This window comes from Roseateles sp. P5_B10, assembly GCF_056400485.1.
In genome coordinates, this window is the sequence record NZ_JBFULE010000120.1 from 1 (window position 1) to 11078 (window position 11078).

Sequence of the window (11078 nt, forward strand, 5' to 3'; positions counted from 1 at the left end):
GAGCTTGGCATCAAGCACAGCTTCACCAAGCCGTACTGCCCACAGACCAACGGCAAGGCCGAGCGCTTCATCCAGACGTGTCTGCGGGAGTGGGCCTATGGTCGCGTCTGGGCCAACAGCGGTGAGCGCACGGCCTGGTTGCCAGCGTTCCTGACCTACTACAACGCTCGACGGCCTCACTCCGCTCTTGGCTACAGCCCTCCTGCCTCCCGGCTCGGTGGGTACAACCTATCGAAACTCAACAGCTAGCCATCGCCCTTTGGGCGGCGGCCTGACGGCATCAAGCCGTCGTCGCGTTCTCCACCCGCCGCCGGTAGCGCAACGCAAGCGTGATCAGCAAGCAATTGGGGGCCGTGAAGAATGCCATCGGCGCCTTCGGCATCCACCCCGAATGCTGCGCCAGGGCGCTTCTAGAATCGCCGCGCCCGCATGCGGGACGACATCAAAAGCACGGGGAGGACGGATATGAGGGCCACGGGTCTTTGCGCAGCCTTGGTTTGCGCTGCAATTTCCATCGGCTGTGGCGGTGGGGGCGGCAGCAGCACGCCGACGCCGCCAGCACCGACGCTGTCCTACGCCGCACCCCAGGCCTACGTGCAGGACCAGGCGACATCGACGCTGGCGCCGACCACATCAGGCACCGTGACGTCGTTCAGCGTCGCACCCGCGCTGCCGGCCGGCCTTGCGTTGAACACCACCACGGGCGCCATCTCGGGCACGCCTACCGCCGGCACCGCTCCCGCCGACTTCACCGTCACGGCGACGGGGCCCGGCGGCTCGGCCAATGCAAAGATCCGCCTGGCTGTCCAGCCTGCCGCCAAGGTCACTCGCATGACGGTGGCGGGCACCTCGGTCGCTCCGCTGGTGACGCTCGACGGCGCGGCGCTCGGCCTCACTGGCACCGTCTACGCCAAGGCGAGCGACAAGGACGGCGTGATCGGCTCGACCGTCGCAGTCACCGCCAGCGGTGGCAGCTATGTCCTGGAGTTTTCGACCGCCGGCTCCGCCACGGCAGGCGTCCATGCCGGGCAGGCGGTGGTGAGCCTCTGCCAGGACACGGCCTGCGCTGCGCCGCAGGCGACGTCCACGCTGTTCGTGAACTACAGCGTCAACGTCCTTGCCGCAGGTGGCGCCTGGCCGGGCAATCACCTGACGGCGCTCTCGCCCGTCGCGGGCGCACCGGAATGGGCCACCTTCCAGGGCAACGCCGCCCACACCGGTTACGTGCCGGTCACGCTCGACGCCAACAAGTTCGACACCCGCTGGCAAATCACGGTGCCGTCCTTCATCTATTTCAACGGCCGCTTCAACCTCGGCACGGTCACCACGGCAGGCGGCAACTTCTACATCGCCGGAGACAACGCCGTTTCGGCTCGGCGTGAGCATGACGGTGCCAGCGTCTGGAGCTACAGCTTCGGCGAGCTGCCCTACCCTTCCACCAATCCGCCGGCCGTCAGCAACGGGGTCGTCTATGTCGCGGCCGGTCAGCAATCGTCGACCTATATGTTCGGCCTGGACGCCAGCAACGGCACCGTGCTGTTCAAGTCCCGCATGTCATCTCAGTGGGAGCACTATCTCGCGCCCACCGTGGGGCCCTCAGGCGTGTACACCAACGCGGGAACCTACGGCGGGCTGTATGCATTCAGCACGCAGGGCACCGAGTTGTACTTTGCCGGAGCCGCACAGCAATCTGCGTGGACCCCAGCCGTCGACGCCAACGCGGTGTATGCCTATACCGGCAACTCCCTGCAGGTGTTCGACCCTGTTTCCGGCGCGCTCAAGATGAGCATCGCCGATCCGTCCTTCACGAACTACATCTACGAAATCGGCGGCTCCCCCGTCCTCGGCGGCGCCAACTCCGTGTTCGCCGCGGCCTATGCCAACAGCTTTCTGAATGGCGGAGGGATCGGCAATTCACTCCTGCACTTCAACCTCCAGTCGCGGACCGTCGACTGGTCCATCAGGGGCGTCTACCCCTCGACGCCGGCCTATGACGCGGGCGTCGTCTACGCGGCCAATAACAACCCCTTGCGACTCGAGGCCCGCTCGGAAGCCGACGGCTCGCTGCTCTGGTCCTGGACGCCCCAGGCGTCTGGCGATACGGAATTCGTCAGTGAGGTCCTGCTCACGAAGAACACCGTGATCATCAGTACCAATACCTCGACCTACGTCATCGATCGCTCGGCACACCGAACGATCTGGAGCTATCCAGCATCGGGCAATCTCGCGCTGTCACCGAACGGCATTCTGTACATCGTGTCGCAAGCCGGCTGGTCCGGCTCGACGGCAACGATCACGGCCATCAACGTTCAATAAGTCAGCCAAATCCGGGCGAGAGCGCAGTGCACCTGCGTGTGGCGGCCCGGGGCGCAGGGCACGGCCAGGGCCGCCGACAGCAGGCCGGCCATCGTCGAACAGAGCGCATGGGAGTTCCTTGCAAGGGCTGCAGCCTGCGCAGTTTGCAAAGCGCATCCATGAGCGGCATCGGCAGGCGACAAACTGCACCTGGCAACGAACAAGTCGGCGATGGGCCGGATAGCCCGCTGCCTGGCGCATGTCCGCCTCGGCACCCGCAGCCCGGTTGGCGCGCGCGGCGCTGCCGGGCCTCAAGACAGCTTGCGCGGCGTATTCGCAGGTCCCACCTGGCGCACCAGCATTGCCCTGAAATCACCTTGAGCTTCCATCGAGTCGAAGTACCGCTTGGGGATCAAACTGAACAACAGATCAGACTGGTAGAGAACAAAAACCACCTTGGTTTCTCGCCATCGGTAGACGTTCTCCCAGGGCATCAAGCCTTCGCCATTCACCGTCCGGAACTGCAGGCCGGCTTCGCCAATCTCGACCGATGCCGGCTGGTGAAGTGATCGCTGCTGCGCATACAGGCGCCGCACCTTCCACGGCAGATAAAACCAATACCAGGCGGGGAAGTAGCAGATTGCCAGCACGCCCAGCACATCAGACCAGGAGCCTTCCCCTCGCCACCACGAACCCAGCATGAAGACCAATGCGGCCAGGGCAAGGATGACGATCAAGATGCCGAGCACTGCAAATGCAGGGCGAGGCTTGAAGCCGGCGCGAATCGCTGACAGATAGTCGTCGGAGCTCAGCTGGATCTGCATGGCGAGCTCAGGCGGCTCTGGCGTTATCGACCCGCCGATATCGCAACGCCAATGTGATCAATGGGCTGGTCATCGCCGTCGTGGCCAGGGCCATGATGAGCAGGATGGTGAACATGTCGGGCCCGATGAGGCCGACGTCCAGGCCGACCTTCATGACGATGAGCTCCATCAGGCCGCGGGCGTTCATCAGCGCGCCGGTGGCCATGCTTTCGGCGCCATTGAGGCCGGCCACGCGGGCGCCCAGCCAGCCGCCCACCAGCTTGCCGACCGTCGCCACGCCCACCACCAGCAGCATGGCGCCCAGGGCGCCGCCGACGAACGCCGCGTGCGTGGTCGACAGGCCCGCCAGCGCGAAGAACAGCGGCATCAGCAGCACGATGGACAGTGGCTCGATGCGCTGCATCAGCGACTGCAGAAGGCGGTCGTCGCGCGGCAGCGTGGCGCCGAACAGGAAGGCGCCGAACACCGCGTGCAGGTGCAGCCATTCGGTCGCGGCGGCACAGCCCAGCAAGCCCAGCATCAGCGCCGCCAGCACGCCCAGCGAGGGCTCGCCATCGGGCGCCCGGGCGGCCAGCAGGCGGGCATAGACCGGCCGCACGACGAGGTAGAGGACGGCGAGGATGGCCAGCGTGCCGGCGGCGATCCGGGCCAGGCCGGCATAGCCTTCACCCACTCCCGCAAGGGCGACGACAAAGGCCAGCAGCACCCAGGCGAACACGTCGACGACCGCAGCGCCCGCCAGGGCCAGCTGGCCGAAGCGCGTCTGCGTCATGCCGCGGTCCTTGAGGATGCGGGCCATGACGGGGAAGGCGGTGATGGACACGGCGGCCGTCATGAACAGCGCAAAGGGCCAGAAGCCCACGCCCGCCGGCGCCAAGCCCGGGTGCAGGGCGGGCGTGATGGCCAAGGCCAGGACGGCCGGCGCCAGCACGCTGAGCAGGCCGACGCTACCGGCTGACCGCAGCTGCGAGCGCAGGCCGCCCGGCGCGCGGATCTCCAGGCCGACGACGAACATGAAGAGCACCAGGCCCAGCGTGGCCAGCGCATTCAGGCCACCCAGCAGGGGCTTGGCGAACAGCTGGGCATGCAGCTCCGGAGCGTAGAAGCCCATGACCGCTGGGCCGAGGACGAGGCCGGCCGCCATCTCGCCCACCACCTGCGGCTGGCCCAGATGACGCAGCAACCAGCCGCAGCCGCGGGCCACGCCGAGGATGACGATGAGTTGCAGAAGCAGGGTGGTGGTGGTCATCGGATCGTTGAACGGCGCCTGAACGGCACGCTGGGGCGGTGAATTTTAGGTGGCCACCCCGCAGCGCTCATTCGGCCCGCCAACAGGGGCGCGACGACCCTTGCCCGGCTCGACTGTGGGTCATCCGTGGGTGGAGCGCCGTCGGACGGGCGCGCAACATCGGCGGCTCCAACCCACGATCAGGAGAGCCCCATGACCTCTGCGACAAGCCAGCGTAGTCCCCTTGCCACGCTGCTGGCGCCAGCCTTGGCGCTGGTGCTGTCGGCCCCCGCGTCTGCCACGGTCTGCCCGACCGCGACGTTCGACCAGATCCTGGCGCTCGGCAACTGCACCATCGCAGGCTCCAACTTCGATTTCACCCAGCGGCAGCTGCCCTCGCACCCGGTCTGGAACAACGGGCCGTTTGCCGGCAACACGAAGCTGGCGCCGGACGCTGCGGCGGTCGTCTTCACGCCCGACAGCAGCCCCGGCAGCATCGGCTTCACGCTGGCRATGGACTTCGGCGTCGTGGGCCAGGCCTCCCGCTTCGACCCGTTCGCCCAGACGGTCAAGACCGGCAACTACATCGATGCGACGCTGGCCTACTTCAGCATCACCAACGCGGCTGGGATGGGCCTCAGCGGCTACTCGGTGACGATGGGCAACGTGGTGGTCACGCAGACCAGCTTCGACGCCCTCGTCTACGCCAATCTGAACAGCGCCACCGCGGCGGTCAACAACGCAGGGTTCACGCGGCTCACCGACGCCGTTGACTATGGCGCCGTGCTGCCGGGCACCTTGATCTACGCCGCCAACCTCAGGGCCTACGAGTACTCGCCCGACGCCGCACATGGGGCTCGCTTCGGCACCGTCAGCTTCGAATTCGCCCAACAGGCATTGGCGGTGCCGGAGCCCGAGACGGCCCTGTTGTGGTTGGCCGGGCTGGCGGGCATCGCCTGCATCGCGCGTCGTCGCACGGGCTGAAATCGCACGCGCCTGGCGTTGACCTCAGGCCGCTTTCTTGCCTGCCCGCCCCGCACTGGGCGCATGCCCGATCACCCGCTTGAACGCCCGGCTGAATGACGCCTCGGACTCRTAAGCCAGCCGGTCGGCCGCCGTGGCCACGCGCATGCCGTCCTGGGCGATCCAGCGGCGAGCCTGAAACATCTTGATCTTGGCGACGTAGCGGGCCGGGCTCTCGCCCACGGTGCGCGTGAAGGCGTCGGCAAAGCTGGAGCGCGGGGCGCCCATGACGTCGGCCAGCTCGGGCAGGCTCCCCATCGCGCTCGGGCTCGGCGTGGATGGCAGTGACGACCGTGCCGATCTTGGGGCAACGCAACTTGCGCCCCGATGACGGGCACCTCGCGCCCCCGCCTGTAGACGCATCGGCCAGGTCTCGCCTGTCCGCACATCCCTTGTCCGCTTTGTGCCCGGCAGCCCGTCTGTCAGGGCAGGGCTGAACGAGGTGTCCGGCCCGCTGTCAGGGAGACCCACCATGCGCTTCTTCTCCATCGCCACGCTGCTGGCCCTTCCCGTCGCCGCGGTCCAGGCCGCTGCCATCACCGTGCCCATGCACCTGATCGACAGCCGGGGCGCGGCGCAGGCGATCGGCGAAGTGGTGGTGACCGAATCGGCTTACGGCCTGGTCTTCACGCCGGCGCTGAACGGCCTGCCGCCGGGCAGCCATGGCTTTCATGTGCACGAGAACCCGAGTTGCGCAGCGGGCCTGCGCGACGGCCAGCCGGTGGCGGGCCTGGCGGCAGGTGCCCACCTGGACCCGCTGGGCAGCGGGCGCCACGGCACGCCCTGGGGCGACGGCCACCTGGGCGACCTGCCCGCGCTGGTGGTGGAAGCCGACGAGCGCGCCAGCCATGCCGTGCTGGCGCCACGGCTCAAGCTCGACGACCTGCGTGCACGCTCACTGATGATCCACATCGGCGGCGACAACCACGCCGACCACCCGATGCCGCTGGGCGGCGGCGGGGGTCGCATGGCCTGCGGCGTGACGCCGTCGGGGGCGCGGGAGCAATGAGGGCGGCGCCGGGCCGGCGCTTCAGGGCGACGGCCCGCGCGCCGCACTCGGCGCATGCCCGATCACCCGCTTGAACGCCCGGCTGAACGACGCCTCCGATTCATAGCCCAGCCGGTCCGCCGCCGTCGCCACGCGCATGCCGTCCTGCGCGATCCATCTGCGGGCCTGGAACATCTTGATCTTGGCGACGTAGCGGGCCGGGCTTTCGCCCATGGTGCGCGTGAAGGCGTCGGCGAAGCTGGAGCGTGAGGCGCCCATGACGTCGGCCAGCTCGGGCAGGCTCCAGTCGCGTTCGGGCTCGGCGTGGATGGCGGCGACGACCTTGCCGATCTTGGGGCAGCGCACCGCGGCGATCCAGCCCGTCGCGTCGCTGCAGCCGCATTCCACCCAGGCGCGGATGATGCTGGCGGCCAGCGCGTCGGCCAGCCGCGCCAGGATGCCGCAGGCGCCGATGCGGTCCAGCGCCACCTCGCGCTCCATCGCGTCCAGCAGCACGGGCACCGTCGCGTCTTTCTGCGCCAGGTCGCCGGCCAGCATGACGGGCGGCATCATCGCGATGAGAGGGTGCAGCGGGTCGAGGTTGAAGCGCAGCGCGCCGCAGAACATCACGTCGGTGGCGTCGTCCACCACCGCGGCGGCGGAGCCGGGCGCGGCGCCGACCAGGTAGATGTTCTCCGACACGGCGACGCGCGACAGCGAGTCGATGTCCACCGCCGGCACGTCGGGCGCGCTGGCCAGCACATGAAAGCTGCCATGCGGCAGCAGCACCGCGTCGCCGGCGTTCAGCCGCACCCAGTCGGTGGCCGCGGTGCGCAGCCAGCAGCCGCCGTGGCCGACGAAGTGAAAACGCGCCGAGCGCTGCGCCGGGAAGGCCACGGCCCAGGGCGCGCGCAGGATGCAGCGGCCGTACTCGACGCCGTCCAGGCGCAGGCCCAGCAGGATCTCGGTCAGGGTGTCGCGGCCCTCGGGTCTGGACGAAAAGTCAAGCATCTCGGCGTTCCTGGCATTCAATCGCCGGCAGCCTATTCCTAGCATTCAGACCTCGCTGACAAAGGGACTTGCCGCCGTGACTTCCTCTTCCTGCACTGCCTGCCCCACCGACCCCGGTGGCCACGCCATCGCCGCGCCCGCCCCGGCCCACACCACCGCCCGCTGGCCGGCCGTCGCCTCGCTGACGATGGGCGTCTTCGGCCTCGTCATGGCCGAGTTCCTGCCGGCCAGCCTGCTGACGGCCATGGCCAGCGATCTCGGCATCAGCGACGGCGCAGCCGGCCAGGCCGTCACGGCCACGGCGCTGGTCGGCGCGGTGGCTGCACCCGCGTTGCCGCTGCTGACGCGCAGGCTGGACCGCCGCGTCGTCATGCTGGCCCTGAGCGCGCTGCTGGTGCTGTCCAATCTGCTGGCCGCCACCGCCGGCAGCCTTGCGGCGCTGCTGGTGGCGCGGGTGATGCTGGGCGTTGCGCTGGGTGGTTTCTGGTCGATGTCGGCGGCGCTGGCCATGCGCCTGGTGCCCCAGAACCTGTTCGCCCGCGCGATGTCGGTGATCCTGACCGGCGTGTCGGTCGCCACCGTCTGCGCCGCGCCGGTGGGCGCGTGGATGGGCGACGTGTGGGGCTGGCGCAGCGCCTTCATCGCGGCGGGCGTGGTCAGCCTCGTCACGCTGGCCGTACAGGCCGCCACGCTGCCGGCCCTGCCGCCGCGCGACAAGCCCAACCTGCGCGTGCTGGCCGAACTGCTGCGCCGCCCGCCGGTGCGCGTGGCGCTGCTGGCGGTGCTGCTCGTCATCTCCGGTCACTTTGCCGGCTTCACCTACATCCGCCCGCTGATGGAGCAGGTCACGCACCTGTCGGTCGGCGCCATCTCGGGCGTGCTGCTGGGCTATGGCATCGGCGGCTTCTTCGGCAACTTCGCCGGCGGCTGGCTGGCCGGGCGCAGCGAGCGCCACGCCATCGTGTTCGGCGGCGTGTTGATCGCAGTGCTGGCGGCCTGTCTGCTGGTGGCCGGCCAATCGGCCGCCGTCACCGCCGTGGCCATCACGCTGTGGGGTTTTGCGTTCGGCGCCTTCCCGGTGGGCTTCCAGACCTGGATCGTGCGCGCCGCGCCCGACCAGGCCGAAGGCGCAGGCGGGCTGCTGGTGGCGGCCTTCCAGATCGCCATAGCCAGCGGCGCCATCGGCGGCGGCGTGCTGGTGGATCGCATCGGCGCGCTGGGCGGCCCGGCCTTCGCTGTCGTTGCGTTGACGCTGGGCACGCTGCTGACGCTGCGCCATGGTCCGCGCGCCGTCGCCCGAGGTGCGCAATGAACYGCCGCCTCACGCTCGCCGCCTACCCGCAAGGCCTGCCCGGGCCGGAGCACTTCCGCCTCGACACCCAGCCCGTGCCCGAACCCGCCGACGGCCAGGTGCTGCTGCGCACGCTCTACCTGTCAGTCGACCCGTATATGCGCAACCTGATGGCGCCGGTGGGGCCYGGCTATGCACCGCCGGTGCCGCTGGGCGGCGTCATGGTGGGCGGCACAGTCAGCCGCGTCGTCGCGTCACGCCATGCGAAGTTCAAGCAAGGCGAGCTGGTGCTGGCCAACGCGGGCTGGCAGGAATACGCCGTGAGCGACGGCAGCGACCTGCTGGCTCTGGGCGACGTGACGCAACCGTCGCACGCACTGGGTGGCCTGGGCATGCCGGGCTTCACGGCCTATGTCGGGCTGCTGGACATCGGCCAGCCCAAGCCGGGCGAGACCGTCGTCGTCGCCGCGGCCACGGGTGCGGTCGGCGCTGTCGTCGGCCAGTTGGCCAAGTTGAAGGGCGCCCGCGTGGTCGGCATTGCCGGCGGCGCCGACAAATGCCGCCACGCCGTCGAGATGCTGGGCTTCGATGCCTGCCTGGATCGCCACGCCCCCGACCTCGCCGCGCGGTTGGCCGAGGCCTGCCCGCAAGGCATCGACGTCTATTTCGAGAACGTCGGCGGTGAAGTATTTGACGCCGTGCTGCCGCTGCTCAACCTGCACGCCCGCGTGCCGGTCTGCGGCTTCATCTCGCACTACAACGACGCCGCGCCGCCCACCGGTCCCGACCGCCTGCCTGGCCTCGTCGCCACGCTGCTGGCCAAGCGCATCCGCATGCAGGGTTTCATCATCCTGGATCACTACGGCGAGCGCTTCGACGCCTTCCGCCGCGAGATGGGCGCCTGGCTGGATTCAGGGCGCATCACGCTGCGCGAGGACATCGTCGACGGGCTGGAGCAGGCACCGGCCGCGCTGGCGCGGCTGCTGCAGGGCGGCAACTTCGGCAAGACGGTGGTGAAGGTGGCCTGAGAGCGCGATTCACGCACCGCCCCACGGCAGCAGCCGCGGCAGCAGCAGGCCGGCGGCACCCTCCAGTGCGGCGTAGATGAACAGCAGGCGCAATGCCTCCAGCGTCTTGTTGGCTGGGCGTGGTGCCAGGCCGCGCATCCAGCGCAGTGCGTAGAAGAACGCCGCCAGCACCACGGCCGCCACGACGCTGCCGTGCCAGGCCAGCATCGCGTAGACCGAAGCGCCCTGGCCGCTGGCATCGCCGCGCAGCCCGGCGTGCCACCAGTCGAGCACGTCCACGGCCAGCGCGGCGGCCAGGCACGCCGCGCTGAAGCTCATCAACACGGCGCTGGCGCCGCTGCCGCGCTCGAGCCTCGCCATCAGCGGCCGGGCAGCATAGGCAAGGCCCGCCGACGCACCCAGCAGCAACAGGCCGGGAACCAGCGCGCCGCGCGGCGCGTTGAGCAGCCACCAGTCGGGATGCGCGGCGTACAGGTAGAGGTAGCCGAACATCGCCATCAGGAAGATCGTCCCGAGCACGATGTCGAGCAGCACCGCGGCCCACCAGCCGTGCGCCTGCGGCCCGGCCACATAGGTCGGCAGCAGGATGCCGGCGCCAGCGTCGACCTGGCTCTGCTGCGGCGGCAGGTGCCGGTCGTTGCTCCACACCCAGCGCATCAGGCAGATCACGGTCAGCACGCCGCAGACGGCGCTCAGCGTCATGGCCTTCACCGTCAGCAGCAGGAAGAAGCCGGCCGTGAACAGCGCCGACAGCAGCGGCCACCACGATGGCCCCGGCATGATCTGCACGTACTGCGGCTCGGCGCGGGCGGGGCTGGTGACGAGCGTCTCGCGCTGGCCGGTGGCCGTGTTGGGCAGGAAGTAGCGCCCGGCTTGCGCGTCGTTGGCCAGTTGGGGGTCGGCCCACAACGGCTCCAGGTCGTTGACCACCGGGATGGAGCGCACGCCGTAGTTGCCCGCCGACAGCCATTCCAGTGTGCCCCCATGGAACGCATTGCGGGCATTGCCGCTGCTGCCGCCACGGGCGTAGCAGCGCACCGCGTCGATGACGAACAGCAGCGCTCCCGCGGCCATGATGAAGGCGCCCACGGTGGAGACCAGGTTCGGCAGGTCCCAGGCACGGTCCGGCAGATAGGTGTTGACCCGCCGCGGCATGCCCATCAGCCCGGTCAGGTGCATGGGCAGGAAACAGACGTGCACGCCGACGAAGCTGAGCCAGAACACCCAGCGCCCGAGCCGCTCCGACAACTGCTGGCCGTTGATCATCGGCGTCCAGTAGTAGAAGCCGGCGAACAGCGGGAACAGCATGCCGCCGATCAGCACGTAGTGGAAATGCGCGACGACGAAGTAGGTGTCGTGCGCCTGGCCGTCGAAGGCGACCATGCCCACC

The 11078-nt window shown here is 69.2% G+C and carries 11 protein-coding genes; 6 read left to right on the forward strand and 5 right to left on the reverse strand.

The features are described from left to right. Both AC1DU6_RS10575 and AC1DU6_RS10580 read left to right on the forward strand, forming a co-directional pair. On the forward strand, positions 1-249 hold a 249-nt coding region (locus AC1DU6_RS10575), incomplete at its 5' end, for an integrase core domain-containing protein (RefSeq protein ID WP_477857085.1). 180 nt (positions 250-429) lie between these two features. Further along, positions 430-2316 carry a putative Ig domain-containing protein gene (locus tag AC1DU6_RS10580; RefSeq protein ID WP_457354904.1) on the forward strand — a complete coding sequence of 629 codons (1887 nt, stop codon included), beginning with the start codon at positions 430-432 and terminating at the stop codon, positions 2314-2316. A 290-nt stretch (positions 2317-2606) separates the two neighbouring features. Here AC1DU6_RS10580 and AC1DU6_RS10585 read toward each other — a convergent pair whose 3' ends face one another. After that, complete coding sequence (locus AC1DU6_RS10585) at positions 2607-3119, reverse strand: YcxB family protein (protein WP_457321444.1); 513 nt, start codon at positions 3117-3119, stop codon at positions 2607-2609. Between the two features lie 7 nt (positions 3120-3126). Next, entirely contained in the window at positions 3127-4368 is a 1242-nt protein-coding gene (locus AC1DU6_RS10590) for a cation:proton antiporter (RefSeq protein WP_457321446.1), read from the reverse strand. Positions 4369-4560: 192 nt separating this feature from the next. Between AC1DU6_RS10590 and AC1DU6_RS10595 the strand changes: the two genes are divergently transcribed. Beyond that, a complete protein-coding gene (locus AC1DU6_RS10595; protein ID WP_457321447.1) occupies positions 4561-5331 on the forward strand; it encodes a PEP-CTERM sorting domain-containing protein in 771 nt (256 codons plus the stop codon). Positions 5332-5355: 24 nt separating this feature from the next. Here the strand turns inward: AC1DU6_RS10595 and AC1DU6_RS10600 are convergent, their stop codons facing one another. Further along, positions 5356-5628 (reverse strand): helix-turn-helix domain-containing protein, encoded by a 273-nt coding sequence (locus AC1DU6_RS10600; RefSeq protein ID WP_457321449.1) that lies wholly within the window; start codon positions 5626-5628, stop codon positions 5356-5358. Between the two features lie 214 nt (positions 5629-5842). Between AC1DU6_RS10600 and sodC the strand changes: the two genes are divergently transcribed. After that, a complete protein-coding gene (sodC, locus tag AC1DU6_RS10605) occupies positions 5843-6379 on the forward strand; it encodes a superoxide dismutase [Cu-Zn] SodC (RefSeq protein ID WP_457321451.1) in 537 nt (178 codons plus the stop codon). Positions 6380-6400: 21 nt separating this feature from the next. Here the strand turns inward: sodC and AC1DU6_RS10610 are convergent, their stop codons facing one another. Further along, a complete protein-coding gene (locus tag AC1DU6_RS10610) occupies positions 6401-7369 on the reverse strand; it encodes an AraC family transcriptional regulator (protein ID WP_056191348.1) in 969 nt (322 codons plus the stop codon). Between the two features lie 76 nt (positions 7370-7445). On the opposite strand from AC1DU6_RS10610, the gene AC1DU6_RS10615 reads away from it, so the two are divergent. Both AC1DU6_RS10615 and AC1DU6_RS10620 read left to right on the forward strand, forming a co-directional pair. Next, the gene (locus AC1DU6_RS10615) at positions 7446-8681 is read left to right on the forward strand and encodes an MFS transporter (RefSeq protein WP_457321453.1); all 1236 of its coding nucleotides are present in this window, start codon (positions 7446-7448) and stop codon (positions 8679-8681) included. Beyond that, positions 8678-9688: an NADP-dependent oxidoreductase gene (locus AC1DU6_RS10620; protein WP_477857089.1), complete on the forward strand. Its 1011-nt coding sequence runs from the start codon at positions 8678-8680 to the stop codon at positions 9686-9688. Before AC1DU6_RS10615 ends, AC1DU6_RS10620 begins: the two co-directional genes overlap by 4 nt. Positions 9689-9697: 9 nt before the next feature. Here AC1DU6_RS10620 and AC1DU6_RS10625 read toward each other — a convergent pair. After that, positions 9698-11078, reverse strand: a 1381-nt coding sequence (locus tag AC1DU6_RS10625; RefSeq protein ID WP_477857091.1) for a cbb3-type cytochrome c oxidase subunit I, incomplete at its 5' end; no start/stop codon positions are given.

Excerpts from the sequence above, each read along its gene's own strand:
- AC1DU6_RS10580 (WP_457354904.1), top strand. The coding sequence starts at position 430 with ATGCGGGACGACATCAAAAGCACGGGGAGGACGGATATGAGGGCCACG.
- AC1DU6_RS10585 (WP_457321444.1), bottom strand. The coding sequence starts at position 3,119 with ATGCAGATCCAGCTGAGCTCCGACGACTATCTGTCAGCGATTCGCGCC.
- AC1DU6_RS10590 (WP_457321446.1), bottom strand. The coding sequence starts at position 4,368 with ATGACCACCACCACCCTGCTTCTGCAACTCATCGTCATCCTCGGCGTG.
- sodC (WP_457321451.1), top strand. The coding sequence starts at position 5,843 with ATGCGCTTCTTCTCCATCGCCACGCTGCTGGCCCTTCCCGTCGCCGCG.
- AC1DU6_RS10610 (WP_056191348.1), bottom strand. The coding sequence starts at position 7,369 with ATGCTTGACTTTTCGTCCAGACCCGAGGGCCGCGACACCCTGACCGAG.